26 protein-coding genes are annotated in these 23,957 nt (G+C 62.9%); 17 read left to right on the top strand and 9 right to left on the bottom strand.

From position 1 onward, the window contains the following. Window positions 1-79 precede the first annotated feature (79 nt). From hpaE to ACNAOU_RS20815, 5 genes are all read left to right on the top strand, one after another. Entirely contained in the window at window positions 80-1,591 is a 1,512-nt protein-coding gene (gene hpaE / locus ACNAOU_RS20835; RefSeq protein ID WP_422757662.1) for a 5-carboxymethyl-2-hydroxymuconate semialdehyde dehydrogenase, read from the top strand. A gap of 104 nt (window positions 1,592-1,695) precedes the next feature. After that, window positions 1,696-2,790, top strand: coding sequence for a 3,4-dihydroxyphenylacetate 2,3-dioxygenase (hpaD, locus tag ACNAOU_RS20830; protein WP_018779810.1), 1,095 nt, complete (start codon window positions 1,696-1,698; stop codon window positions 2,788-2,790). Between the two features lie 3 nt (window positions 2,791-2,793). Further along, a complete protein-coding gene (gene hpaH, locus ACNAOU_RS20825) occupies window positions 2,794-3,579 on the top strand; it encodes a 2-oxo-hept-4-ene-1,7-dioate hydratase (RefSeq protein ID WP_018779811.1) in 786 nt (261 codons plus the stop codon). Then, entirely contained in the window at window positions 3,564-4,367 is an 804-nt protein-coding gene (locus tag ACNAOU_RS20820; protein ID WP_422757661.1) for an aldolase/citrate lyase family protein, read from the top strand. The genes hpaH and ACNAOU_RS20820 overlap by 16 nt, the downstream gene beginning before the upstream one ends. Before the next feature lie 63 nt (window positions 4,368-4,430). Next, window positions 4,431-4,877 (top strand): hypothetical protein, encoded by a 447-nt coding sequence (locus ACNAOU_RS20815; protein ID WP_422757660.1) that lies wholly within the window; start codon window positions 4,431-4,433, stop codon window positions 4,875-4,877. Window position 4,878: 1 nt separating this feature from the next. Here ACNAOU_RS20815 and ACNAOU_RS20810 read toward each other — a convergent pair whose 3' ends face one another. Continuing rightward, on the bottom strand, window positions 4,879-5,235 hold the full coding sequence (locus ACNAOU_RS20810; RefSeq protein ID WP_422757659.1) for a nuclear transport factor 2 family protein: 357 nt from the start codon (window positions 5,233-5,235) through the stop codon (window positions 4,879-4,881). A 123-nt stretch (window positions 5,236-5,358) separates the two neighbouring features. After that, window positions 5,359-5,871 (bottom strand): hypothetical protein, encoded by a 513-nt coding sequence (locus ACNAOU_RS20805; protein WP_422757658.1) that lies wholly within the window; start codon window positions 5,869-5,871, stop codon window positions 5,359-5,361. 262 nt (window positions 5,872-6,133) lie between these two features. On the opposite strand from ACNAOU_RS20805, the gene ACNAOU_RS20800 reads away from it, so the two are divergent. Further along, window positions 6,134-7,342: an aspartate transaminase gene (locus ACNAOU_RS20800; protein WP_422757657.1), complete on the top strand. Its 1,209-nt coding sequence runs from the start codon at window positions 6,134-6,136 to the stop codon at window positions 7,340-7,342. 13 nt (window positions 7,343-7,355) lie between these two features. After that, window positions 7,356-8,030, top strand: coding sequence for a 4-carboxy-4-hydroxy-2-oxoadipate aldolase/oxaloacetate decarboxylase (locus ACNAOU_RS20795; RefSeq protein ID WP_018779817.1), 675 nt, complete (start codon window positions 7,356-7,358; stop codon window positions 8,028-8,030). Between the two features lie 241 nt (window positions 8,031-8,271). Here ACNAOU_RS20795 and ACNAOU_RS20790 read toward each other — a convergent pair whose 3' ends face one another. Next, window positions 8,272-8,493 (bottom strand): hypothetical protein, encoded by a 222-nt coding sequence (locus ACNAOU_RS20790; RefSeq protein ID WP_422757656.1) that lies wholly within the window; start codon window positions 8,491-8,493, stop codon window positions 8,272-8,274. Between the two features lie 124 nt (window positions 8,494-8,617). Further along, window positions 8,618-9,562: a LysR substrate-binding domain-containing protein gene (locus ACNAOU_RS20785; RefSeq protein WP_039243331.1), complete on the bottom strand. Its 945-nt coding sequence runs from the start codon at window positions 9,560-9,562 to the stop codon at window positions 8,618-8,620. A 264-nt stretch (window positions 9,563-9,826) separates the two neighbouring features. On the opposite strand from ACNAOU_RS20785, the gene ACNAOU_RS20780 reads away from it, so the two are divergent. From ACNAOU_RS20780 to ACNAOU_RS20760, 5 genes are all read left to right on the top strand, one after another. Then, complete coding sequence (locus ACNAOU_RS20780) at window positions 9,827-10,615, top strand: LamB/YcsF family protein (RefSeq protein ID WP_422757655.1); 789 nt, start codon at window positions 9,827-9,829, stop codon at window positions 10,613-10,615. Window position 10,616: 1 nt separating this feature from the next. Beyond that, window positions 10,617-11,354 carry a 5-oxoprolinase subunit B family protein gene (locus ACNAOU_RS20775; protein ID WP_422757654.1) on the top strand — a complete coding sequence of 246 codons (738 nt, stop codon included), beginning with the start codon at window positions 10,617-10,619 and terminating at the stop codon, window positions 11,352-11,354. Further along, the gene (locus tag ACNAOU_RS20770) at window positions 11,351-12,364 is read left to right on the top strand and encodes a biotin-dependent carboxyltransferase family protein (RefSeq protein WP_422757653.1); all 1,014 of its coding nucleotides are present in this window, start codon (window positions 11,351-11,353) and stop codon (window positions 12,362-12,364) included. Before ACNAOU_RS20775 ends, ACNAOU_RS20770 begins: the two co-directional genes overlap by 4 nt. A gap of 54 nt (window positions 12,365-12,418) precedes the next feature. After that, window positions 12,419-13,759: an MFS transporter gene (locus ACNAOU_RS20765; protein WP_422757652.1), complete on the top strand. Its 1,341-nt coding sequence runs from the start codon at window positions 12,419-12,421 to the stop codon at window positions 13,757-13,759. A gap of 81 nt (window positions 13,760-13,840) precedes the next feature. Next, window positions 13,841-14,590, top strand: coding sequence for an SDR family oxidoreductase (locus tag ACNAOU_RS20760; RefSeq protein ID WP_039243328.1), 750 nt, complete (start codon window positions 13,841-13,843; stop codon window positions 14,588-14,590). Window positions 14,591-14,712: 122 nt separating this feature from the next. On the opposite strand, the gene ACNAOU_RS20755 is transcribed toward ACNAOU_RS20760, so the two are convergent. The 4 genes from ACNAOU_RS20755 to purB form a co-directional block, all read right to left on the bottom strand. Next, complete coding sequence (locus ACNAOU_RS20755) at window positions 14,713-15,147, bottom strand: acyl-CoA thioesterase (protein ID WP_018779825.1); 435 nt, start codon at window positions 15,145-15,147, stop codon at window positions 14,713-14,715. A 61-nt stretch (window positions 15,148-15,208) separates the two neighbouring features. Next, complete coding sequence (locus ACNAOU_RS20750) at window positions 15,209-15,712, bottom strand: GNAT family N-acetyltransferase (protein WP_018779826.1); 504 nt, start codon at window positions 15,710-15,712, stop codon at window positions 15,209-15,211. Window positions 15,713-15,831: 119 nt separating this feature from the next. Further along, window positions 15,832-16,488 carry a histidine phosphatase family protein gene (locus ACNAOU_RS20745; RefSeq protein WP_110506041.1) on the bottom strand — a complete coding sequence of 219 codons (657 nt, stop codon included), beginning with the start codon at window positions 16,486-16,488 and terminating at the stop codon, window positions 15,832-15,834. A 227-nt stretch (window positions 16,489-16,715) separates the two neighbouring features. After that, on the bottom strand, window positions 16,716-18,122 hold the full coding sequence (gene purB / locus ACNAOU_RS20740; RefSeq protein ID WP_079582396.1) for an adenylosuccinate lyase: 1,407 nt from the start codon (window positions 18,120-18,122) through the stop codon (window positions 16,716-16,718). Window positions 18,123-18,289: 167 nt separating this feature from the next. On the opposite strand from purB, the gene ACNAOU_RS20735 reads away from it, so the two are divergent. Next, window positions 18,290-18,601 (top strand): hypothetical protein, encoded by a 312-nt coding sequence (locus tag ACNAOU_RS20735; protein ID WP_018779829.1) that lies wholly within the window; start codon window positions 18,290-18,292, stop codon window positions 18,599-18,601. Further along, window positions 18,601-19,947, top strand: coding sequence for a hypothetical protein (locus tag ACNAOU_RS20730; RefSeq protein ID WP_422757651.1), 1,347 nt, complete (start codon window positions 18,601-18,603; stop codon window positions 19,945-19,947). The genes ACNAOU_RS20735 and ACNAOU_RS20730 overlap by 1 nt, the downstream gene beginning before the upstream one ends. A gap of 3 nt (window positions 19,948-19,950) precedes the next feature. Here the strand turns inward: ACNAOU_RS20730 and ACNAOU_RS20725 are convergent, their stop codons facing one another. After that, complete coding sequence (locus tag ACNAOU_RS20725) at window positions 19,951-20,379, bottom strand: phage holin family protein (protein WP_018779831.1); 429 nt, start codon at window positions 20,377-20,379, stop codon at window positions 19,951-19,953. Window positions 20,380-20,468: 89 nt separating this feature from the next. Between ACNAOU_RS20725 and ACNAOU_RS20720 the strand changes: the two genes are divergently transcribed. The 3 genes from ACNAOU_RS20720 (at window position 20,469) to ACNAOU_RS20710 (ending at window position 23,911) form a co-directional block, all read left to right on the top strand. Beyond that, window positions 20,469-21,587 carry a histidinol-phosphate transaminase gene (locus ACNAOU_RS20720; RefSeq protein ID WP_422757650.1) on the top strand — a complete coding sequence of 373 codons (1,119 nt, stop codon included), beginning with the start codon at window positions 20,469-20,471 and terminating at the stop codon, window positions 21,585-21,587. Between the two features lie 150 nt (window positions 21,588-21,737). Beyond that, window positions 21,738-22,931, top strand: a complete 1,194-nt coding sequence (gene pdhA, locus ACNAOU_RS20715) for a pyruvate dehydrogenase (acetyl-transferring) E1 component subunit alpha (protein WP_026267455.1) — start codon at window positions 21,738-21,740, stop codon at window positions 22,929-22,931. Next, a complete protein-coding gene (locus tag ACNAOU_RS20710) occupies window positions 22,931-23,911 on the top strand; it encodes an alpha-ketoacid dehydrogenase subunit beta (RefSeq protein WP_018779834.1) in 981 nt (326 codons plus the stop codon). The genes pdhA and ACNAOU_RS20710 overlap by 1 nt, the downstream gene beginning before the upstream one ends. Window positions 23,912-23,957: the final 46 nt, after the last annotated feature.

Genomic DNA, 23,957 nt, shown 5'->3' with positions numbered 1-23,957 from the left:
CCCGGGGTCACTTATGGCCCATAAACCCACCTCGAATGGGCCATAAGTGACCCCGCGTTGGAAGAAAAGGAAGACAACGATGACGACCTCGGTAGAAACCAACAAGCATTACATTCCCGAAAACCTGCCCACCCATATCCAGCACTTCATCAACGGCGAGTTCGTTGACTCCGTGTCCGGTAAGACCTTCGACGTCCTGGATCCGGTCTCCAACGGCAATTACGCCACCGCTGCTGCCGGCCAGAAGGAAGACATCGACCTCGCTGTGGCCGCCGCCCGCGAAGCCTTCAAGAACGGCCCGTGGCCGAAGATGAAGCCGCGCGAACGTGCCCGTGTCCTGAACAAGATCGCCGACGCCGTTGAAGCGCAGGAAGCACGCCTCGCCGAGCTGGAGACGTTCGATACCGGCCTGCCGATCACACAGGCAAAGGGCCAAGCGCTCCGGGCTGCCGAGAACTTCCGCTTCTTCGCGGACCTGATCGTGGCCCAGTTCGACGACGCCATGAAGGTTCCGGGCTCGCAGATCAACTACGTGAACCGCAAGCCGATCGGCGTCGCAGGCCTCATCACGCCGTGGAACACGCCCTTCATGCTGGAGTCCTGGAAGCTCGCCCCGGCTTTGGCAACGGGCAACACCGTGGTCCTCAAGCCTGCCGAGTTCACGCCGCTCTCTGCGTCGCTGTGGGCGCAGATTTTCAAGGACGCCGGCCTGCCTGATGGTGTGTTCAACCTGGTCAACGGCCTGGGTGAAGAAGCCGGCGATGCACTGGTGAAGCACCCGGACGTGCCGCTGATCTCCTTCACCGGCGAGACCACCACGGGCCAGACGATCTTCCGCAACGCTGCAGCCAACCTCAAAGGCCTGTCCATGGAACTCGGCGGCAAGTCCCCGTGCGTCGTGTTCGCCGACGCCGACCTGGACGCTGCGATCGACTCGGCACTGTTCGGGGTGTTCTCCCTCAACGGCGAACGCTGCACCGCAGGCTCCCGCATCCTGGTTGAGCGCGCCATCTACGACGAATTCTGCGAAAAGTACGCAGCCCGGGCCAAGAACATCGTGGTGGGCGATCCCCACGACCCCAAGACCCAGGTCGGCGCACTCGTCCACCCGGAGCACTACGACAAGGTGGCATCGTACGTGGAGATCGGCAAGTCCGAAGGCCGGCTCCTGGCCGGTGGCGGCAGGCCCGACCACCTGCCTGAAGGCAACTACATCGCACCCACGGTGTTTGCCGACGTCGCGCCTGACGCGCGGATCTTCCAGGAGGAAATCTTCGGTCCCGTCGTGGCCATCACGCCCTTCGAGAACGACGACGAAGCCCTCGCCTTGGCGAATAACACCAAGTACGGCCTGGCGGCCTACATCTGGACCCAGAACCTGACCCGGGCCCACAACTTCTCCCAGAACGTCGAAGCCGGGATGGTCTGGCTCAACAGCCACAACGTCCGCGACCTCCGCACCCCGTTCGGCGGCGTCAAAGCTTCCGGCCTAGGCCACGAGGGCGGCTACCGTTCCATCGACTTCTACACCGACCAGCAGGCCGTGCACATCACACTCGGCGCTGTTCACACACCCAAGTTCGGCGCCTAAACTCGGAGTTTTTGTACAGATAACGCCCCTAAAACCCGTTCTAAAGGGCCGTACCTGTACAAAAAATCCATCCAAATGACCCCTTTCAACGAAGAGAGAATCCCATGAGCAACCCATTCACCGGCCCCATCCCCACTCCCACAGTCCCGGCTCCGGATATCGTCCGCTGCGCGTACCTGGAACTCGTAGTCACGGACCTGGAGAAGTCCCGCGCGTTCTACGTGGACCTGCTGGGCCTGCACGTCACCGAAGAGGACGAGAACACCATCTACCTGCGCTCCTTCGAGGAGTTCATCCACCACAACCTGGTCCTCCGCAAGGGCCCGGTCGCCGCAGCTGCTGCCTTCGCCTACCGTGTGAAGTCCCCGGCCGAGGTCGACGCCGCCGAGGCCTACTACCGCGAGCTGGGTTGCCGCGTTGAGCGCCGCAAGGAGGGCTTCACAAAAGGCGTGGGCGACTCCGTCCGCGTCGAGGATCCGCTGGGCTTCCCGTACGAGTTCTTCTACGACGTCGAGCACGTCGAACGCCTCACCCAGCGCTACGACCTCTACTCCGCCGGGGAACTGGTCCGCCTGGACCACTTCAACCAGGTAACCCCGGACGTTCCCCGCGGCCGCAAGTACCTGGAGGACCTCGGCTTCCGCGTTTCCGAGGACATCAAGGATTCCGACGGCGTCACTTACGCCGCGTGGATGCACCGCAAGCAGACCGTGCACGATACCGCCCTGACCGGCGGCAACGGACCCCGCCTGCACCACATCGCGTTCTCCACGCACGAGAAGCACAACATCATCCAGATCTGCGACAAGATGGGCGCCCTGCGCATCTCGGACCGGATCGAACGCGGTCCCGGACGCCACGGTGTGTCCAACGCGTTCTACCTCTACATCCTTGACCCGGACGGCCACCGCGTGGAGATCTACACGCAGGACTACTACACCGGCGATCCCGACAACCCCACCGTCACCTGGGACGTCCACGACAACCAGCGCCGCGACTGGTGGGGCAACCCCGTGGTCCCGTCCTGGTACACCGAGGCCTCCCTGGTCCTGGACCTCGACGGCAACCCGCAGCCCATCATCGAGCGCGAAGACAAGTCCGAAATGGCCGTCACAGTCGGCGCCGACGGGTTCTCCTACACCCGTCCCGAGGGCGCTTCAGATACGGCGGAGGGCTTCAAGCTGGGAGCCCAGGTCTAGGGCATGTTGGACGCGAAGACGATCGAAGCCATTGCCGACGAGCTCCTCGAAGCCGGCCGGAACCGTAAACCGGTCCCGCGCCTGACCGCGCGTTACCCCGACATGACGGTGGAGGACTCCTACGCCGTGCAGCAGCTATGGATGCGGCGGAACGAGGAAGCCGGACGCACGTTGGTGGGGCGCAAGATCGGCCTCACGTCCAAAGCCATGCAAGCTGCCACCGGCATCACCGAGCCCGACTACGGCGCCATTTTCGATGACATGGTCCTGGAGACCGGCTGTTCCGTGGAGTGGGACAAGTACACCCATCCACGGGTGGAGGTGGAGCTGGCCTTCGTGCTGAAGTCCGGCCTCAAGGGGCCCGGCTGCACTATTTTCGACGTGCTCAACGCGACTGACTACGTGGTTCCGGCCCTCGAAATCCTGGACTCCAGGATCGAAATGGAGGGCCGGACCATCGTGGACACCATCTCGGACAACGCCGCGATGGGGGCCATGGTGGTGGGCGGACGACCGGTGCGGCCTGACGCCGTCGACCTCCGCTGGGTGTCCGCGATCCTGTACAAGAACCAGACCGTCGAGGAGACCGGAGTCGCGGCCGGCGTGCTCGACCACCCGGCGAATGGAGTGCACTGGCTGGCCAACAAGATCGCCGCGCACGGGGATTCGATGAAGGCCGGAGATATCATCCTGGCGGGCTCGTTTACCCGCCCCCTGTGGGTGTACAAAGGTGATACCGTGCACGCGGATTACGGACCGTTGGGAGTCGTGACATGTCACTTCAGCTGAGCCCCACCTTCTATTCGGCCCTCTCCGAGGTTGGGCGTCCATTGGCCGGGATGTGGGTCTGCTCCGGTAGCCCGCTGGTGGCGGAAATCTGCGCCGGTTCAGGTCTGGACTGGGTGTTGATCGACGCGGAGCACAGTCCCAACGGCCTCGAATCGATCCTTGCCCAGCTCCACGCCGTCAGCGGTTACCCCGTGCAGGCCATGGTCCGGCCCCCGGTCAATGACACCGTGGTCATCAAGCAGTACCTGGACCTCGGCGTGCAGAACCTGCTGATCCCCATGGTGAACTCTGCGTTTGAGGCAGCCTCTGCGGTTGCTGCTGTACGGTACCCGCCGCATGGTGTTCGCGGGGTTGGCTCGGCACTGGCCCGGGCTTCACGGTGGAACCGTGTCCCGGACTACCTGGCTGCTGCTTCCGAGTCCATCAGCCTCACGGTCCAGATCGAATCCGAGGCTGCGGCGTCGGCCGTGCAGGAGATCCTGGCCGTCGACGGCGTGGACGGCATCTTCCTCGGCCCCTCGGACCTCGCCGCGTCCATGGGCCTGCTGGGACAGCAGGAGAATCCCTTGGTGAGGGCCGTCGTCGAGCATTGCCTGGAAGCCGCTAAAGCGGCCGGCAAGCCTGCCGGTGTGAACGCCTTCAACCCTGATACCGCCCGTGCCTATCTCGACGCCGGTGCCTCCTTTGTGCTTGTCGGTGCCGATGTGGCGGTGCTGGCCCGCGAGTCGGAGAGGTTTGCCAAGACGTTCATCCCCGTGCCCGAAGCGGCGGAGCGCGACAGTTACTGACAGCTACTGGACCAGAGGGGGTGGGCTAGGCTGGACGGCACGGGAGCCTGAGGGGGCAGAGCCATGAAACGCCGTGTCGGCGCTGTAGTTGCCGTTGTTGCCGCGTTGGGGCTGGCCGGTTGTTCGTCGCCAACAGGTCCGGACGTCCTGGCCAGGGAAGCGACGGCGGAGGACCAGCTTCCGGAGCCCGTGAGCCTCACCGGAGTGGATCTTGAGGTCGAGCCGGGGTCGGCCCGTTTGTTGGCTACCCATGATGACGTGAAGTACTACGGGGCCAAGAGCAAGACAGGCGGATCCGCTTGCCTGTATGCGGTGCCGGTCGGACTCCCGGAGCGATGGAGGGCAGGCTGCGCGGCGGTTGCCACAGGTGAGGAGATCCTCACCCTCACTGTGTTTGACGGTTCGCAGGCGAAGCTCATCAACGATGACGTCGACGCCGGCCAAGCGAAGTACCAGGGCTGGAGCCAGATCCAAGAGAATGTGCTGATCCGCCCCGCTGACCGATCCTGAGCTACTTGCGCGCCATGTACCACTCGGTGAATTCACGGGCGCGGCCGTCGTCGGCGAAACGGATCACCCAAAGGTTGTCATAGGTGGGCTCACCGTTGAGGTATGTGGTCACGCCTTGGACGAAAGCGGTATCGCCGTCCTGCCCCAGGAGTGTCCATTCGAAGGTCCAGTCCTCGGGCTTGTCGCCGGCCTCGGACCACGCCTTGACGATCTCTTCGTGGCCACTCCACGGTTTCTCCGTGTTGGGCTTGTCGAAGTAGGTGGCGTCCTCGGTGAAGAGGGCCCGGATGTCGTCAGGCTCGTTCGAGGTCCATGCGCGTTCGTAGTTGTCCATCCAGGAGTTCACGTCGTTGGTCATGTACCCGTTCTACCCTCCGCTGGGGTTGGGTTCAACGGGTGCCCAGCCGGGGACGGCAGGCGGGGAGGGCCAGCGGGGAGGGCAGGTGGGGACGGCAGGCGGGGAGGGCCAGGCCCGGGCGTACTAGGCCGGGCGTGCGATTCCTCGGGTTGCCCGGCGGATATGGTCCGGGGTGAGCCCTGTCAGTGACGCGAGTTCCAGATCATCACAAACGTGGTTTCGGAGTGCCATCACAATCAGGGCTTCCCGCCGCTCCGTGATCTGTTCGCGGTGCCTCTCGGCCGCACGAAGCTCACGGCTTTTGGTCTTCAACGCAGCCAACTGGGCTTGCCGGGGAAGTCCGCTCGGATGGAGATCGTCATAAGCCAAAGCGATGGTTCGGACGGTGCGGAGATTCTCGCCAGTCGCTGCGGAAATGGTCGCGAACCCCAACCCGTCTTCTACGGCTTGCGCAATCAGCTCGTTCCTGCCGGCGGTGAGGTTACGGATAGCGCTGGAAGCATGGCTCAGGAGTTGCCGGTGCAGGGCCAGTGCATGCACGAGTTTGGCGCGTTCCACGTGAGTCGGAGCCTCGGTTCGTGGTGCACGGGCGCGGTATGAGTACCGGGCTGTGGTTGACCGGGTATGGGTTGGCATGGGCTACCTTTCGGTCACGGAACGGGCGCTGCGCGGACACTTCCAACCCTTCGAATCTAGGCGGAGTCCAGCAAGCCGCGGAAATACCAAAACCGCGTGAACCCATAAGCAAAGTGCATGGGTGTGGTGCCGCCTTCGGTCATAAGACTCCCTTATAGATCCACGCACATTAGGTCTTATCCAGAGCCCCCTTTCAGTCCTTAGTCTCGAAAAAGGGATCCGCGAATCCGCGCGTCCCGGGTTCCACATTCCTGGAGGAGACATGTCCGAGTTCCTGCCGGCGTCGAGGGTCAGCCGCATCAAGGCCTCAGCCAGCGTCGCCGCTGCCGCCCGCGTCCGCGAACTGAAAGCCGAAGGCGTCCAAATCATCGACCTCACGGTCGGCGAGCCGGATTTCGACACCCCTGACCACATCAAGGCCGCCGCCATCAAGGCAATCAACGCCGGCGAGACGAAGTACACGTCGGTCACTGGCACCCCTGAGCTGCAGGCCGCCATCCTGAACAAGATCGAGCGGGACGCCGGACATCGCTATGACGCCAAGCAGCTCACCATCGGTGGCGGAGCGAAGCAGGTCCTTTACGTGGCACTGATGGCATCGCTCAACCAGGGCGACGAAGTGATCGTCCCCGCGCCGTACTGGGTTTCCTACCCGGACATGGTCCTGGCCAATGACGGCACTCCGGTGATTGTCCCGTGCGGCGAGGATACGGGCTTCAAGCTCACACCGGCCGCACTGGAGGCGGCCATCACACCCAAAACCAAGTGGCTCATCCTCAACGCTCCGTCCAACCCGACCGGGGCCGTCTACACGCGTGAGGAACTGCAGGAGCTCGGGGAGGTCCTCGGGAAGAATCCGCACGTCTTCATCCTCACCGACGAGATCTACGACGAAGTCCACTTCGGCGACGGCCGCGTGACCAGCCTGGTCACAGCCGTCCCGGCGCTCAAGGACCGCGTCCTGTTGGTCAACGGAGTTTCCAAGGCCTATGCCATGACCGGTTGGCGGCTCGGCTACGGAGTGGGTCCAGTACCCCTGATTGCGGCCATGAACAAACTGCAGTCGCAGACGTCGTCGTGCCCGTCGTCCATCAGCCAGGCCGCAGCAGTCGCGGCGCTGAACGGTGACCAGTCCTTCGTCCGTGACTCGGTGGAGGTCTACCGCAAACGCCGGGACGCCGCCGTCGAGGGCCTCAACGCCATCAACGGCCTGTCCGTTGCGCCGGCCGAAGGCGCCTTCTACGCGTACGTGAATTGCTCAGGCGTAATCGGCAAAACCGCGCCCGACGGCCAGGTCATCGGGAACGACCAGGACTTTACGCTCTACCTGTTGGACGCCGCCCGCGTGGCCGTCATCCAGGGCTCGGCCTACGGTTTGGGTCCCTACTTCCGGATCTCCTTCGCTACCTCGCTGGAGACCATCAACGCCGGTGTGGACTCGATCCGCGATGCCGTCAACGCCCTCAACTAGAAAGATCCAGACAATGATCCACGTCAAGACCAAGTTCGAGCGCCCCGACGCCGATGTCGTCAGCCGCCTCGCCAAGTTTTCCTCTGCCACCATCCACGAAGCACAGGGCCGCCGCGGCGCGCTGAGCTCCAGGATCAAGCCGATCGACCGTTCCATGTCCTTCTGCGGCCCGGCCGTCACTGTCGCCTGCGCACCACAGGACAACCTCATGCTCCAGGTCGCCATCCACTATGCCCAGGCCGGCGATGTGGTCCTGGTCGGCGCGCAGGAAATGGCCGAGGCCGGCACGTTCGGCGATGTCCTGGGCAACGCGATGAAAGCCAAGGGAATCGCTGCCATGGTCACCGATTCCGGCGTGCGGGACACCCAAGACTTGATTGAACTCGGCCTTCCCGTGTTCTCCGGCAGCGTCAGTATCAAGGGCACCGTCAAGGAGACCCTCGGCCCGATCAACCACCCCATCGTCTTCGGCGACGAAATCATCTACCCGGGCGACATCCTCCGCGGCGACGCTGACGGCGTTGTGGTGGTCCGCCGCGAAGAGGCCGAGGAAGTCATTGCGCTGTCCCAAGCACGCGATGACCACGAGCGCGAACTCATCAAGCTCTACCATGACGGCGGCAACACCATTGAGCTCTGCGGACTGACGGAGAAGCTCAAGGAGAAGGGCCTCCTGGTAGAGGACTGATCTTCGGCGAAGGGGCCGGTCGCGCGTCTGTGGCGTTGCGGCCGGCCCTTTGGTGTGCCTGTTTACGGCACGAGCGGTTGCGGCAAGTCTGGTTTGTGGCACGATCGGCCGCGGGCATGAAAAAGGCGCCCTTGCCGGGGGCAGGGCGCCTTGGTGCGGTCGAGTTAAGCGGTCCGGTGCAGCGGCGGTGGAAGTACGACGGCGGGTGGCCGGGTCCGGCGGCTGCCCCTGCGGCCGCCGCTCAGTCGAGACTGGAGTGGCCGGGGCGGGTATCCACCAGATGCCACTCGATGCTGTTTCCGGAGTGTGCGGGCATCAGGCTGCCTTCGAAGACAAACAGTGGTTCACCAATGCCACCGATGGGACGCCAAAAACCATTCCGCGGGCAGTGGAATCCGGTTCGTGCGCTGATCGTTCCACGGGTTGGATTCGAAACCCATCCGGTCGTGCTGATCTTTTTCACCGTTTTTTCCTTTGAACGTGCCCGCGGTGTCCGTGAGCTGTTTTCGAATTCCTTGCTGATTCGATATTAGGAAATTAAAACGGTCTTGAATAAGACCAAAGCCGTCTGTCCGGATAAGGCTTTGTTATGGATGGGCCGGCAGTTGCACGGGGTCGGTTCCGTACTTCCTGATCAGTTGCTGGTGCAGCATTTCCTTGACCACCATGAGCACGGCTGAGGCTGCCTCGGACAGCGGCTCGTGGTCGGGAGTGCAGAGGGCGATCTTGCTCTGCAGCCCGGGTTCGACGATCCGCAACACCTTGAAGTCCTGGTCCGGGAAGAGGGCATCCGCGGCCGACTTGGGCAACACAGTGCCACCCAGGTTGGCCCGGATCAGGCGGGTCAGTGACGGTACCGACTCGACTTCGCCCACCAATTTGAGGGGCAGGTCCTGTTCGGCGAGACCCTTCTCGATGATCTGGCGGAGGGTGTGGTTCTTCTCCGGAAGGAAGAGTCCCACCTTGCTGGCTTCCGCAAGCGTGACCGTATCCTCGCCGTGGTTCACGTCCAGGTCCGGATGGACCACCAAGTGCAGGTCTTCCACGATCATGGTGGTGAATTGCACTCCGCGGATCTTTCCGGGCTCGTAGATGAGTGCCATGTCCAGGCGGCCGTTCTTGATGGCTTCGCTCAACACCCCGCCGAAAATCTCGGTCAAGTGCACCACGATATCCGGATAGCGCCGGCTGACTTCGCTGATGATCTGCGGCGTCAGGCTGGAGGCCATGCTGTAGGGCGCAATCGCGATGGAAACCCGGCCGGAGGGTGCTGCGCCGGAGGTGGCGACGTCTTGCCGCGCCTGCTCCACCAGCCGGAGGATCGACTGCGCGTGCCGGTAGAGGGTGTGTCCCGCAGCGGTAGGCTCAACGCCCTGTTTGCTGCGGATCAGGAGGCGCTGCTTGAGGTCGTTTTCCAGTGCCGATACCTGTTGGCTCAGGGCGGGCTGTGCGACGTGGAGCGCCGCAGCAGCCTTGGTAATGCTGCCGGAGTCAACGATCTGCACGAAGTATGAGAGCTTGCGCGTATCCATTGGTCTGCCTTCCTCGAGGGCCACGTCCCCGGGTGGCTTGCGTTAGGGAAATTCTATCCGGGGCCGGTGGGACCCAAGCCACAGTACAGGGTGGTGCAGGTCATAACGGAGAGCTATTACGGGATAACTATTAGGTCTTTGTGCCGCGTGGTTGCCCGGTGCGAGACTTTTGGAAAGAACATCCGGCAACGGAGGGGAATCCTGAAATCACCCGCCGTTTCCTTGGAATTCAATTCCACGGCAAAACCACGAAAAGAGAACCACGTGAACCCGATAATTGATCTTGTAGCGGATCTCGGAGAGGGATTTGGCGCCTACACCATTGGCGACGATTCCGAACTCCTTGAGATCGTCTCAAGCGCCAATATCGCATGCGGGTTCCATGCCGGCGATCCGGACATTATGGCCGCTACTGTTGGCGAATGCGTGCGACGTGGAGTTGGAATCGGGGCCCATCCGGGTTTCCCGGACCTGCGGGGTTTCGGTCGGCGCGACATGGGCCTTTCGGCCGGTGAAGTTCAGAACGACGTCGTGTACCAAGTGGGCGCGCTGAATGGCTTCGCCGCATTCCACGGCACCAAGGTCACGCACTTGGCACCCCACGGCCGGCTCGGCAACCTCGTTGCCGTCCGGGCCGATTACGCCCAGGCCGTGGCCGAGGCAGCGGCCCGCGTGGACAACGAACTCGTGGTGGTGGCCCAGGAAGGCGAACTGGCTGTGGCTGCACGCGCCGCCGGGCTGGACGTGGCAATTGTCGGCATCGTTGACCGCGCCTACCAGGAAGACGGGACACTGGTTCCCCGGAGCCAACCCGGTGCTGTGCTGCATGATCCCGCCGACATCGTGGAGCGGACGCTCCGCATGGTGGTTGACGGCAAGATCCGCTGCGCCAACGGCGCTGACATGGATATCGACGTCGACACAGTCCTCCTCCACGGGGACAACCTCGGCGCTGTCGGACTGGCCCGCCTGATCCGTTCCGAGCTCATCTCCGCCGGTGTTCGCATCGCCCCGCTGGCCGAGGTCATGGACGCCAGGAAGAAGGCGGCCTGACATGACCGTCCTCACAGTGGCCCCCACCGAGATTTACGAGTCAGGTGACTCCGCACTTCGTGTCGTGGCCATCTCGCAAGCAAACGAAGACAACTGGCTCACAGTTCACCGCTTGGCCGACTGGCTGGAAAGCTGCGGCGCCGAAGGTCTCTACGGTGCCGTTCCCACCTACGACTCCGTCCTGGTGGAATTCGATCCCATCCTGGTTTCGGCCCGCCAAGTGCGCGCCTTCGTCAAGCTGGGGCTGCTGGAGCTCGGCCATGCAGCCGAGGGAGCGCAGGCGCCCCGTGAATTCGATGTCCCCGTGGTCTACGGTGGCGAATTCGGTCCGGACCTGGAACTCGTTGCGGAGCATCAAGGCATTTCAACCGGAGAAGTCATTCGGCTCCACACTGAAAAGACCTACACCGTACGATGCCTGGGCGCTCCCGCAGGTTCTCCCATGATGGACGGTCCCGCGTTCCCCAGGCCTGTACCCCGTTTGAAGGATCCCCGGCTCAGCGTCCCGGCAGGTGCGGTGTCCGTTGCCGGACGCCAGGCAGTCATCGCTCCGGCCGCTGCTCCGGGTGGCTGGTGCGTGATTGGCCAGACACCGCTTTCCGTGCTGAACATCCGCAAGGAACCGTTGGTCCCGTACAAGCCCGGCGACATTTTGCGGTTCCGGCAGATCCGCAGCGAAGACTTCAACGACTTCGTTGGCCGGGAATTGGAACCGCTGGAATTGGAACGCCTGCCATGAGCAGCCGGATCCTGATCCAGCAGCCGGGAAACTCCGTGGTGACGGACCTCGGCAGGACCCGGGGCCCCCGCTTCGGACTTCCCGTGAACGGCGCCCTCGACCAGTATTCAGCGCGCGCCGCCAATATCCTGGCCGGAAATCCTGACAACGATCCCCTGGTGGAGATCACGGCCCTCGACTTTCGGATGACCGCGAACACAGATGTCCTGATCGCTGTAACCGGCGCACCCCTTACCCTGACCGTCGGCGGACGAGCATGCAGCCAGTGGGAACCCGTTTCGGTGCGTGCGGGCGAATCCGTGTCCATCCGCGGGATCCACCGCGGACTCCGTGCCTACCTGGCCGTCCACGGCTCCATTGAGGCCGAGACATTGCTTGGTAGCGCCGCCCCGGACACCGTCGTGGGCTTCGGACGCCAGCTCAAGGAAGGAACCGCGCTCGTCACCCGTCGGAGCGTGACACCTGTACGCCAGCCGTACTTCGACCTTCCCCTTTTCCGGCTCGGCCTCGAAAGGCCGGGCATGGATTCAGACTTGTTGGTCGACGTGACCGACGGGCCGGACGTCGCCGAGTTCGGCGAATCCGGTGAACTGCTCTTCACCTCCGAGTACGCCGTCAGCGGCCGCAGCAACCACATAGGCTTGCGGCTTGGCGGAGAACTTCCGGAAAGAACCTCAAGCGGTGAGGTCCTTTCCCGCGGCGTGCCAGTGGGCGCCGTCGAGGTTCCCTCAAGGGAAGAGCTGCTGGTACTGCACCGGGGACGCGGCGTCACCGCCGGATATCCCGTCCTTGCAGTGGTTACCAGCACCGGACTGGATGTCCTGGCCCAAGCGAGGCCAGGGGACAAAGTCCGTTTTCGGAAAACCACAGTGGCAGAAGCAACTGCCGCCCACAGGCGCTCGCGGGCTCAGCTTGAGACCCTCCGCGAATCCGTCCACACCGTCTTCGGACTCCTCGGCATTGGATGCCGTCCCCAGTGGCAGGACCTACCAGTTGCGGCATGCAGCTAAAACCCTGTCGTCAACCAGTAGGCGTTGCTACGCTCATCCCAGTAAGGAAAAGTCATGACCGCAAGCACCAATGCTGCTCCAGTGCAGCATGAGCGGCTCACGGGCCGCCAAACCCGCAAGGTTGTCACCGCAGGGTGCGTTGGCATCTTCGTGGAACTGTACGACAACGGCATTTTCGCCTTCATGGCAGGGACTCTGGCCCTGGTCTTCCTGGCGCCCGGCAACCCGGACAACGCCCTGCTCTTCGTTTTCGCCGGGTACGCGGTCTCCTTCTTTGTCCGTCCCCTCGGCGCAGTGGTCTGCGGCTACCTTGGCGACCGGATCGGCAGGCAGAAACTACTGGTCTTTGTCATCCTCCTGATCAGCGTCGCCACCGCCGGTATCGGCCTGCTTCCCCCTTACGCAGCAATCGGTGTTGCAGCTCCCATCCTGCTGGTTCTCCTGCGGCTCCTGCAGGGCTTCTCCGTTGGTGGCGAAGCTGCCGGCGCCATGACGTTCCTCGCTGAACACGCCCCTGAAGGCAAGCGCGGCGTCATCACTTCCTACGCGCAGATTGCCTCTTTCGCAGCGCTGCTCACCGGTACTTTGGTGGCCTACTCCATGTCGCCGTGGCTCACCCAGGCAGCGATCGACGGCGGCGGCTTCGGTGCGTTCGCCTGGCGCATCCCGTTCCTGGTCGCCATCCCAATGGGCATCATCGGTTGGTACATCCGCAAGGCCATCAGCGACACCCCGAACTTCGAGAAGCTCAAGGAAGAGGGCGGCCTCTCCAAGAACCCCCTCAAGGAAGCCCTCCAGTCCAAAGAACACCGCCGTGCCATGCTCCTGGCCCTCTTCATCCCGCTGATGAACGGCTCCGGCTACTACGTTCTCTTCTCCTACATGCCGACGTTCCTCAAGGGCAAGCAGCTGAACTTCACCATCGGTGAGGCACTCCTCGTCACCGCCTGCAGCCTGGTGGTCATCTGCATCGCCATCCCGTTCATGGGCGCCTTGTCCGACCGCATTGGCCGCAAGAAAGTCATCGCTGGTTCCGCGATCGCCATGGCTGTCCTCGGCATTCCGTCCTACGCCCTCATCGCCACCGGCGAAATGGGCCTGGCCATCCTCGGCGCCTGCATCATGGCCATCGTCTTCGCCGGGCACACCGCAGTCATCCATATCCTGATCGTCGAGCTGTTCCCCACCCGCGTCCGCTACTCGGCTTACGGTCTCGGCTACAACATCTCCTCGGCATTGTTCGGCGGCACCGCCCCGCTGCTCATGACCTGGCTGATCGGCAGCACCGGCAACATCTACATGCCTGCTTTCTACGCAGTCATCACCGCCCTCGGCACGCTCATCGCGGTCAGCACGGTCAAGGACCGAGCCCACGAACCGCTCCGCGACGCCTAGCCACCACCTAGCGGCTGTGCGCCGGGCCTTACCGGTCCGGCGCACAGCGGCCCACCGATTCCCCACCTTCTGGAGGACACCATGTCTTTTTCCGACTACACCACCGCCCTCGTCACCGGAGCGTCAACCGGGATGGGTGCCGCCATCGCGGAGCGCCTCGCCAAGCGCGGCCTGACAGTCCACGCCGTCGCCCGCAACGAGGAACGCCTCGCCGAACTGGCCGACCGCACCGGAGCCATCCCGCACGTAGTCGACCTGACCGACACGGCCGCGCTGGCCGCCGTCGTCGGTGACCTCAAGGTGGATGTCCTGGTGAACTGCGCCGGTGTTTCCCGACCGGGCAACATCCTGGATTCCTCCGAGGAAGACATTGACGAGCTTGTGGACGTGAACCTTCGCGGCCTGCTGCAGCTCACCCGGCTGGTGCTGCCGGGCATGGTGGAGCGCGATCTTGGCCATGTCATCAACATCAGCTCGATCGCTGGTCTGTACAACTTCTACGGGCACACGGTCTATCACGCCACCAAGGCTGCCGTGCACCAGATTTCCCGCCAGCTCCGGAACGACACCGTGGGCAAGCGCATCCGCGTCACCGAAATCTGCCCCGGCCGCGTGGAGACCGAGATCTTCGGCCGCAACCTCGGCGGCACGCCCGAGGCCATGGAAGAAGCCTGGCAGACCTACTACGAGGGCTACGAGTCGCTGACCACGGACGACATCGTCAATGCGCTGGACTACGCCATCGAAACGCCCCGCCACGTCAACGTAGGCATGCTCGAACTCATGCCGACGTTCCAGGTGCCCGGCGGGCTGACGTTCGACCGGCGCTAAAGCGCCCCACAGGTTCCGGCGGCACTCACTCCCGTCGCCGGAAATACAAGCTGGCGGCCGCGTATTCGCGGTCGCCAGCACCCGTTTAACTGCAGTTTGAAGGCTGCACGACGGCGGGTGGTTCAGTCTTCGTCGAGCGTCTCGGTCAGGTGGTGGGTGGGGATCCGGTCGCGGTCGTACGTGATTTCCGTGTAACCGTGGGGCTGGGGACGCCCGTCAGCTCCGAGGTTGACGAACACGATCTCCTCGATGGTCAGGATGGCCTGCCGCGTGATCATGTTCCGGACCTCGGCCCGCATGGTCAAGGACGTGCGGCCGAAGTGCTTGGCCGTCAGCCCCATCTCGATGAGGTCGCCCTGGACTGCGGAGCTCACGAAGTTGATCTCCGAGATGTACTTGGTGACGGCCCTGCCGTTGCCGAGTTGAAGGATGGCGTAGATCGCGGCCTCTTCATCGATCCACTTCAGCAGGCTACCGCCGAAGAGCGTGCCGTTGGCGTTAAGGTCCTCGGGCCGAACCCATTTACGGGTCCGAAAGGTGATGTCTGCTTTTTCCATAATCCGAGATTATCGAACCGGCGCAACTCCATGCTGGATGTTGCGCCGGAGTCCGTCCCGCTTAGGCCATTGCTGTGTGTGAAGCACTGTGGGAGTCCAGGCGCTTGGAATAGCAATATGACTCGTTGACGCCCACATAGGGACCAAAATTGGGCACGGCCGCAAAGCCCGCGCTTTCGTAGAAGCTGCGGCCGTCCGACTGGGCTGAACCTGCCTCGGCTGCGATCACCGTGAATCCGTGTGAATGTGCCTGGGCTTCGAGTGCGGCAAGGATTGAGCTCGCCACTCCCGAGCCACGGGCATAGGGAACCACGTAGAGCCTCTTTACCTCTGCCGTGTTCTCGTCCAGCATCCTCAGGCCTCCACAGCCGAGCGGTTGGCCGGAACACTTTTCGTAAGCCACCACAAAGACTGCGGTATCGGCTTCCGATGGGGGAGGCCCGGGTTCGTGGTCAGTGCTTCCGAAACGTGAATCCAGTTCCGCCTGCTGCGCGGCTCGAAGGTCGGCACCTACGGGGTTGGCCCACGTGACCTGCCGGATGTTGAGCCGTGGGTTGGTCTGCACTTATGCCTCAATTCGCCGGGTTTCGGGGAGGTGTCTATGCGACTTAAGCCTAGGTAGCCGGGGTTACCGTGGTGTTTCCTGCGCGTAAGCGTCGGGAGAAATACTGCCCGTCTCCAGCCTTACAGTGCCTCGCCTGTGGGATCCTCGGAGGTTTGGTCCGTCAGTGCCATACCGCCAACGGGGATCTGGTCCCAGTGCAGGACTCGCCAACCGCTTGCCGGGTCACCTTCGAGGGCCACAATTCCGGTGTTGGGCAACTGGTGCGTTCGGGCGAACACTGCGTCGATGTCTGAAGCCCTGCGGCCGGCCCAGCAACGGATTGCTGCTCCGTGGCTGACAATCACCGCGGTCTGATGCCCGGCGGCCGCCACTTGCTCCACCGAGGCGTCGAAGCGGGCGAAGAAGTCGTGCCCCGCGAACGCCCCGGGCATGCGTACGTCCAAGTCGCCGTCGGTCCAGGCGAATACCGTGCTCATGTAGCGCATGTGCGACTCGTGATCGGTCTTCTTCTCCAGGCTGCCGGCTTCGATCTCGTGGACGCCGTCCAGGATGGTTGGCTGCAGCCCGGTGGCCTTGACCAGCGGCAAAACAGTGCGTTGGGTGCGTAGCAAAGTAGAAGTGTAGAGGGCGTCGATGGCTTCGTCTGCCAGTGCTTCAGGAAGGGCGGCCGCTTGGCGCTCTCCGAGTGCCGTCAGGCCCGGGCCGGGGAAGGCTGTATCCAACTGGCCCGCAACATTGCCCGGGGTTTGTCCGTGCCTGATCAACAGGAGCTTCATGGTGCCCCGCTCCTTACATCGTTTCGTCTGGCCGGCGTTCCATCCGGGCTTTGCGTCCTGCGTACTGTGCCACAGCCCGGTTGGTTCCAGCCAATCAGTCGCGAAGGCCCGGAAAGGACCCGACACGCCGTGTCGACGCCCCAACGGTCAACGGCAGGTTAAACCACGACGGCGGGCCAAGGCTCCCAGCCCCGCCCGCCGCCGTCGAACGCTGTGCGTTGCTTTGGCTACTTCAGGTGGTCCACGAGCTTGTCAGCGATGCCCGTGTACTTGCCCGGCGTCAGGGCGAGCAGACGTGCTTCAGCCTCAGCGGAGAGGCCCAGGCCCTGAACGAACTCCTGCATGCGGGCACCGTCCACCCGCTGGCCGCGCGTGAGGTCCTTGAGCCGTTCGTAGGGGTTTTCCATGCCTTCGACTCCGGCGATGGCTTCGGCGCGCATGACCATCTGGATGGCTTCGCCCAGGACTTCCCAGTTGGTGTCGAGGTCGCCGGCCAGGACTTCCTCGGCTACATCGAGGGCCTTGAGACCCTTGGCGACGTTGGAAATCGCAAGCAGCGAGTGGCCGAACGCGACGCCGATGTTGCGCTGCGAAGAGGAATCCGTGAGGTCACGCTGCCAGCGGGACGTGACCAGCGTTGCGCCCAGGGTGTCCAGGAGACCGTTGGAGATTTCCAGGTTGGCTTCGGCGTTCTCGAAGCGGATCGGGTTTACCTTGTGCGGCATGGTGGATGAACCAGTGGCTCCGGCCACCGGGATCTGGCGGAAGTAGCCGATGGAGATGTAGCTCCAGATGTCCGTGCACACGTTGTGCAGGATGCGGTTGAAGCGTGCGATATCGGCGTACAGCTCGGCCTGCCAGTCGTGGCTTTCGATCTGCGTGGTGAGCGGGTTCCACGTGAGGCCCAGCCCTTCCACGAAAGACTTGGCGACAGCTTCCCAGTCAGCGCCCGGCACAGATGCGACATGGGCGGCGTAAGTGCCGGTGGCGCCGTTGATCTTGCCCAGGAATTCGGTCTTGGCGATGCGTGCGAGCTGGCGGTTGAGGCGATGTGCAATGACCGCCAGTTCCTTGCCGAGAGTGGTGGGCGTGGCCGGTTGGCCGTGCGTGCGGGAGAGCATGGGCACGGAGCGGTTTTCCTCGGCCATGGCCTCGATCTGCTTTACCAAGGCCGTGGCATTGGGAAGCCAGACATCTTCAACAGCACCCTTGATTCCCACAGCGTAGGAGAGGTTGTTGATGTCCTCGGAGGTGCAGCCGAAGTGAACCATGGCGGTCAGGTTTTCGATGCCGATGGCGGGCAGCCGGCGGCCGATATAGTACTCGACAGCCTTCACGTCGTGGACGGTAACGGCTTCGATCTCTGCGAGCTCGGCGACGGACGACGCGTCGAATTCGGTGACGATGGCCCGCAGCTGGGCAATCTGGGAGTCGGAGAGCGGACCGGCGCCCGGAAGAACAGACTGGCTGGTCAGGTGGATGAGCCACTCGACTTCGACGTGCACGCGATCGCGGTTCAGCGCGGCCTCGGACAGGTAGTCCACGAGGGGTGCGACGGCGGCACGGTAGCGGCCGTCAAGGGCGCCAAGAGCCAGAGGTTCGGAAGCGAGGGACACACGAGGGGATTCAGCCATGGTGCCTATTCTTTCATGCCCGGCGCGGAGGCCGACGTCGATGACGGGGCTATGTGGACGACCCGTCAGGTTATCCACATACGCGACGTCGATACTTCCGTCGGCCTCTGCCCGTCCGTAGCGTTTTGGCTACCGATCAGCAGAACGACCACTGGAGTACAACCCACATGAGCCTCGGCGTGATGCCTGCAGCCAATCCACCCGCTTTCGACCCTTCGGAATGTGCTTCCCGGAGCCACGAAGTCCAACGGCTTGCATGGCGAATGAAGACCTGCGTCGACCAGGCAGATACCGTCCTTGCCTCCCTGCGGAAGATTCAGCTGGAGGAATGGCAGTCCCCGGCGGGCCGTGAGTACCGGACCACGATCGCCATCCATGCTTCTGCCCTTATGCGGGCGCGGGAGAACTTGGACGGCGCCGCCGCGGTAGTGCTGAGGCACTCACAGAACGTCTCCCTCCAGAGCGGGAGGGGATACTGATGGCCGATGCGGCTCCGGTGGGTGCCGGCGCGGCGCCCACGCCTTCTCCGCCGAAACCCGACGGAATCCTTGGCATCCGCGGAGGAGTTGGCGGGATCTCTTTCCAACTGGAAGAACTTGTGAGGGGGGCCGACCGGCTCGATGACATTGTTGGGCAGCTAATGAGCATCGAGGAAGAGGCCCGTCGCGTTCAGGATGCACTCACGCCGTATCTCTCCGACTCCTATGACTCGGGCTGTCTTGCCATCGATGCCGTGGCCGAAAGCAGGAAAGACATAGGACGCCTGCGTCAGGACCTGTGCGACGTCAGCGCAAGTGTGCGGGCCAGTCACCGGGACTACGCAACGACAGAGGCAATGAACACCCGGCTCCATCTCCTTGGGCCAGGGGCAATGATGTTCCCGGACCCGGGCCACTTCCTCAGACCGGGACGTGACCTTACTGAGGACATCCTCAACCTGGTGATCACCCCGGGTCTCGAAGCAGAGCCGGTGGTGGGGCTGGTGCTCGGTTCACCGTTGCTGGCAGCGTTCCAACCCCGTCCCGTCAGCGTGGCGAAGGTCAGCGAAAGCGTGGAAGATGTGCAGCCTTCCATGGCCGAAAGTCTCCGGCGTCTCGAGAAGGTCTATGCCAGGAACGACGGCGAGATTGAGGTGATCGAGTTTGATAACGACGGTTCGTCCTCATGGATGGTCCTGATACCCGGCACACAGCCCCATACGCCCTCAACCAACCCTCTGGACATCCAGGGAATCGGCGAAGCAGTCGGCTATGGCTCCGAGGAGGTCATCCCCGCAGTCGCGCAGGCCCTGCACGAAGCAGGGGCTGGGGCCGGGGATCAGGTGGTGGCAGTCGGGCATAGCCAGGGCGGTGTGCACGCCATGAACCTTGGCCGGGACAAGGCGTTCCTCAGTGAGTTCGACCTCAAATTCGTGCTTACTGCCGGCGCTCCTGTTGGAGGCATAGTTCCCGAGCCCGGCATCAACTCCCTGCATCTGGAACACGTGCAGGATTGGGTTCCCGGCACGGACGGGCACATGAACCCTGACACGAAGGAACGCGTGACAGTGACGCTGACGGACCACGTCCAGACTCCCGAAGGGGAAGATCCGGGCCTGGGCCCCGGGCACGATCAGGAGAATTATGCGAAAGGAGCCGAGCTGGTCAGCGCGAGCGGAGATCCTTCGTTGCTTGCATCCACTGCTGCGTTCGCAGGAGTCGTGGGCGTTGGCGGCGCGGCGAAGATTACCCGGTTCAAGCTGACCCGGGATCCGCGGACAGATCGTAGGGGCAGTCTGACGGTACCTGCCCTTCCCGAATCACGGTCCACGGCCGGAGCGCGATGATTCCTACCGCTTACGGGTACCAGGGATGAGCCCGGCCACCATGGAGATGATGCTGATGATGATCGACGCCAGGATGGCTGTCCAGAAGAAGGAATCCAAAGTCAGGTGTACGGGGGTGAAAGTGCTGAGCCACGCAGTGAGGTACAGCATCGCCGCGTTGATGACGATGGTGAACAGGCCCAGGGTCAGGATGGTCACGGGAAGCGAAAGAAGCCTCACCAAGGGACGCACGAAGGCGTTGACCACTCCAAAAATGAGCCCAATGAACAAATACGCCAAAATAATGCCCACCGTGTCAGCGCCCTGCGTTAGTCCCGCATTGGCGGCCGCTGACTCCGTGGCGCTGGTTGTGATGTCCATGCCTTGCAACAGCCAGGTTGCAACCCACAGGGCGAGCCCGTTGATGAGGACGCGGATGATGAATGAACCCATGGCCCCATGCTTTCACACTCACCTGTGCCGTGGCTGGGCGGTTTCTCCATCACTCCGGCCGTGCGAGGGGTGCAAGTAGGCTTGAAGCCATGACTACTACTGACAACGCACCGGAGGGCGTACTCCCTCGACCGGTCGTGGACAGGCTTCCCAAATATGCTGCCGGTAAACCACCAGCAGCAATTGAAGGCCTCACCAGCTATAAATTGTCGTCCAACGAGAATCCGCTGCCTCCGATTCCTGCAGTGTTGCAGGCGATTGCGGACCAGACTGACATCAACCGCTACCCCGATCCGCTGGCAACGAAGCTTCGGACCGCCCTTGCAGGCTTTCTGGACGTCCCGGCTGACGATGTCGTCACAGGTGCCGGCAGCCTCGGAGCGCTGAACCAAATCCTTGCGACGTTCGCCGGGCAAAACGACGACGGCAAGGCAGACGAGGTGATCTACGCGTGGCGTTCCTTCGAGGCGTACCCCATCTGCGTAGGCCTGGCGGGCGCTGTCAGTGTTCAGATTCCTCTTCTGGCGGACGGCCGGCATGATCTCGACATCATGGCTGCGGCAGTTACCGTACGTACCAAGGTGATTCTGTTGTGCACGCCCAACAACCCCACCGGGCCGATTCTGACCGCCGAGGAAACTGAGCGCTTTATTCAGTCAGTACCCCCGAATGTGGTGGTGGTTATCGACGAGGCCTACCAGGAATTCGTCCGCGACCCCCAGGCCGTTGACGGCATCAAGCTCTACCGCAAGTACCCCAATGTGGTGGTTTTGCGAACCTTCTCAAAGGCACATGGGCTCGCTGGCTTGCGTGTTGGATACAGCGTGTCCGGCCCGGCGCTTACCCAACACCTCCGGGTCACCGCAACGCCGTTTGCGGTTTCACAAATTGCGGAAAGGGCAGCCGTAACCTCGATTGAGAATTTCGACCAGGTTGTGGAAAGGGTACAAAGCCTCGTCGATGAACGGGACCGCGTGACGGCCGGACTTCGGGAGTTGGGCTGGTTCATTCCAGAGGCCCAAGGCAACTTCATATGGTTGAATCTGGGCGAGAACAGCGCCGAATTTGCGGCCCTGGCGGCAGAGCAGGCACTGTCCGTTCGCGCCTTCGCCAATGAGGGCGTCCGTGTCAGCATCGGAGAGGTGGAGGCCAACACGCGTTTCCTGAATCTCTGTGCAGGTTATACAAAGGCGCCGCAAGGTTCCTAGCGGTTAACAAATGCGCCAACCGAACTTACTGCCGATAAAGTAAGGGACGAAAGCCAAAAATATGCCCGTTCCGGAATGCATTCCGGAACGGGCATATATCCCAGCGACAGAATTGCCCGGCAACCTGCCACGGCAAAGCAAGGAGACGGAATGGGCTCGACACAACTGCCCCCCGGGACGGAAGAATCTCTCGCGGCGACAACCGCGTTAGCAGCCGCACCAGGCGAACCTACGGAAATGGTGCAGTTGCTCGGACCCGACGGGGCGCTGGGTTCGGACCCGATCTTCTCGGACTACGCCAAGCGGATCGACCCCGAGAAACTCCGGGTGTTCTACACCGACATGGCCAGGATCCGTCGCTTTGACCAGGAAGCCACCGCGCTCCAGCGCCAGGGCGAACTCGCATTGTGGGTTCCTTTGACGGGCCAGGAAGCCGCCCAGATCGGTTCCGGGCACGCAAGCCAGCCGCAGGACTACATCTTCCCCACGTACCGGGAGCACGGAGTTGCGTTGGTCCGGAACGTGGACCTCGCAGAGCTGCTGAAGCAGTTCCGTGGAGTATCGAACGGCGGATGGGATCCCCGCGAGAACAACTTCCACCTGTACACGCTGGTACTCGCTGCCCAGACACTCCACGCTGTCGGCTACGCCATGGGCATCCAGCGGGACCAGAAGGCTGCTGCTGCCACGGAATCGTCTGACCCCAAAGCCGCAGTCATCGCCTACTTCGGAGATGGCGCCAGCTCAGAGGGCGACGTTCACGAGTCCATGGTTTTCGCGGCGTCTTACAATGCGCCCGTGGTGTTCTTCTGCCAGAACAACCACTGGGCCATCTCAGTGCCGACCGAAGTCCAGACCAAGGTTCCGCTGGCCAACCGTGCCAAGGGTTACGGGTTCCCGGGTATCCGTGTGGACGGCAACGACGTCATCGCGGTCCACGCCGTCACGGAGTGGGCCCTGGAACATGCCCGCGAGGGCCGCGGGCCGGTCCTCATCGAGGCTTACACCTACCGGGTTGGTGCCCACACCACGGCTGATGATCCCACCAAGTACAGGGAGTCGGCCGAAGAGGCTGCCTGGCGCGAGAAGGATCCGCTGGACCGCCTGGAAAAGTACCTTCGGGCCGAAGGACTCGCCGACGAGGCGTTCTTCGAGCAGGTCAAGGCCGACGGCGACGAACTTGCCAAGTACGTACGCAGCACCACCCACGGGCTGGAAGTCCCCGACATCCGCGACGCGTTCGCCAGCGTCTACGCCGAGCAACATCCGCTGATTGCAGAGGAATTGGCCTGGTTCGAGGAGTACTCTGCCGGCTTTGAAAGTGACCAGGAGGCAGCCAACTGATGGCAACAATGACCATTGCCAAGGCCATCAACGAAGGTCTCCGTGCAACTCTGACGGGAAACCCCAAATCACTCTTGATGGGTGAAGACATCGGACACCTCGGTGGTGTCTACCGGGTCACTGACGGCCTCATCAAGGAATTCGGTGACGACCGCGTCCTGGATACGCCGCTGGCCGAGTCCGGGATCGTGGGCACTGCGATCGGCTTGGCCCTTCGCGGATATTCGCCCGTTTGCGAGATCCAGTTCGACGGCTTCGTGTACCCGGCCTTCAACCAGATCACCACGCAGCTGGCAAAGATCCATGCCCGGAGCCTGGGCAAGCTCACGGTTCCCGTTGTCATCCGCATTCCCTACGGCGGAGGTATCGGTTCCATTGAGCACCACTCCGAGTCGCCGGAGGCTTTGTTCGCACACACCGCGGGCCTGCGCATCATCACCCCTTCCAACGCCCACGACGCCTACTGGATGATCCAGAAAGCCGTCGAGTGCCAGGATCCCGTGATCTTCTTCGAGCCCAAGCGCCGTTACTGGCTCAAGGGTGAGGTCGATGTCCAGAACCCGGGTCTTTCCGCGGACCCGTTCAAGGCGCACGTTGTCCGGGAGGGCTCCGACGCCACCATCGTCGCGTACGGACCGCTGGTACCGGTGGCGTTGGCAGCTGCAAACGCTGCCGTCGAGGACGGACGGAGTATCGAGGTCATCGATCTGCGTTCCATCTCACCCTTGGACTTTGACACTGTGGAAGCTTCCGTCAAAAAGACCGGCAGGCTGATCGTTGCGCACGAGGCCCCGACCTTTGGCGGCATCGGTGGTGAGATCGCGGCCCGCATCAGCGAGCGGGCGTTCCTGCACCTCGAAGCCCCGGTCATCCGTGTGGGCGGTTTCCACATGCCCTACCCGGTTGCAAAGGTGGAAGAGGATTACCTGCCGGACATCGACAAGATCCTCGAAGCCCTAGACCGCTCCCTGGCCTACTAACCCGTCTGATCCTGCCCGGCTTCGCGGCCTGGTAACCGGAAAATCG

This window comes from Paenarthrobacter sp. C1 (genome assembly GCF_049315185.1).
GTDB classification, from domain to species: Bacteria; Actinomycetota; Actinomycetes; order Actinomycetales; family Micrococcaceae; genus Arthrobacter; species Arthrobacter nicotinovorans.
This window is presented reverse-complemented; position numbering and strand designations above follow the sequence as displayed.

Coding starts and splice junctions, on each gene's coding strand:
- hpaE (WP_422757662.1), top strand. CDS start 80: ATGACGACCTCGGTAGAAACCAACAAGCATTACATTCCCGAAAACCTG.
- hpaD (WP_018779810.1), top strand. CDS start 1,696: ATGAGCAACCCATTCACCGGCCCCATCCCCACTCCCACAGTCCCGGCT.
- hpaH (WP_018779811.1), top strand. CDS start 2,794: ATGTTGGACGCGAAGACGATCGAAGCCATTGCCGACGAGCTCCTCGAA.
- ACNAOU_RS20820 (WP_422757661.1), top strand. CDS start 3,564: ATGTCACTTCAGCTGAGCCCCACCTTCTATTCGGCCCTCTCCGAGGTT.
- ACNAOU_RS20815 (WP_422757660.1), top strand. CDS start 4,431: ATGAAACGCCGTGTCGGCGCTGTAGTTGCCGTTGTTGCCGCGTTGGGG.
- ACNAOU_RS20810 (WP_422757659.1), bottom strand. CDS start 5,235: ATGACCAACGACGTGAACTCCTGGATGGACAACTACGAACGCGCATGG.
- ACNAOU_RS20805 (WP_422757658.1), bottom strand. CDS start 5,871: ATGCCAACCCATACCCGGTCAACCACAGCCCGGTACTCATACCGCGCC.
- ACNAOU_RS20800 (WP_422757657.1), top strand. CDS start 6,134: ATGTCCGAGTTCCTGCCGGCGTCGAGGGTCAGCCGCATCAAGGCCTCA.
- ACNAOU_RS20795 (WP_018779817.1), top strand. CDS start 7,356: ATGATCCACGTCAAGACCAAGTTCGAGCGCCCCGACGCCGATGTCGTC.
- ACNAOU_RS20785 (WP_039243331.1), bottom strand. CDS start 9,562: ATGGATACGCGCAAGCTCTCATACTTCGTGCAGATCGTTGACTCCGGC.
- ACNAOU_RS20775 (WP_422757654.1), top strand. CDS start 10,617: ATGACCGTCCTCACAGTGGCCCCCACCGAGATTTACGAGTCAGGTGAC.
- ACNAOU_RS20770 (WP_422757653.1), top strand. CDS start 11,351: ATGAGCAGCCGGATCCTGATCCAGCAGCCGGGAAACTCCGTGGTGACG.
- ACNAOU_RS20765 (WP_422757652.1), top strand. CDS start 12,419: ATGACCGCAAGCACCAATGCTGCTCCAGTGCAGCATGAGCGGCTCACG.
- ACNAOU_RS20760 (WP_039243328.1), top strand. CDS start 13,841: ATGTCTTTTTCCGACTACACCACCGCCCTCGTCACCGGAGCGTCAACC.
- ACNAOU_RS20755 (WP_018779825.1), bottom strand. CDS start 15,147: ATGGAAAAAGCAGACATCACCTTTCGGACCCGTAAATGGGTTCGGCCC.
- ACNAOU_RS20745 (WP_110506041.1), bottom strand. CDS start 16,488: ATGAAGCTCCTGTTGATCAGGCACGGACAAACCCCGGGCAATGTTGCG.
- purB (WP_079582396.1), bottom strand. CDS start 18,122: ATGGCTGAATCCCCTCGTGTGTCCCTCGCTTCCGAACCTCTGGCTCTT.
- ACNAOU_RS20735 (WP_018779829.1), top strand. CDS start 18,290: ATGAGCCTCGGCGTGATGCCTGCAGCCAATCCACCCGCTTTCGACCCT.
- ACNAOU_RS20730 (WP_422757651.1), top strand. CDS start 18,601: ATGGCCGATGCGGCTCCGGTGGGTGCCGGCGCGGCGCCCACGCCTTCT.
- ACNAOU_RS20725 (WP_018779831.1), bottom strand. CDS start 20,379: ATGGGTTCATTCATCATCCGCGTCCTCATCAACGGGCTCGCCCTGTGG.
- ACNAOU_RS20720 (WP_422757650.1), top strand. CDS start 20,469: ATGACTACTACTGACAACGCACCGGAGGGCGTACTCCCTCGACCGGTC.
- pdhA (WP_026267455.1), top strand. CDS start 21,738: ATGGGCTCGACACAACTGCCCCCCGGGACGGAAGAATCTCTCGCGGCG.
- ACNAOU_RS20710 (WP_018779834.1), top strand. CDS start 22,931: ATGGCAACAATGACCATTGCCAAGGCCATCAACGAAGGTCTCCGTGCA.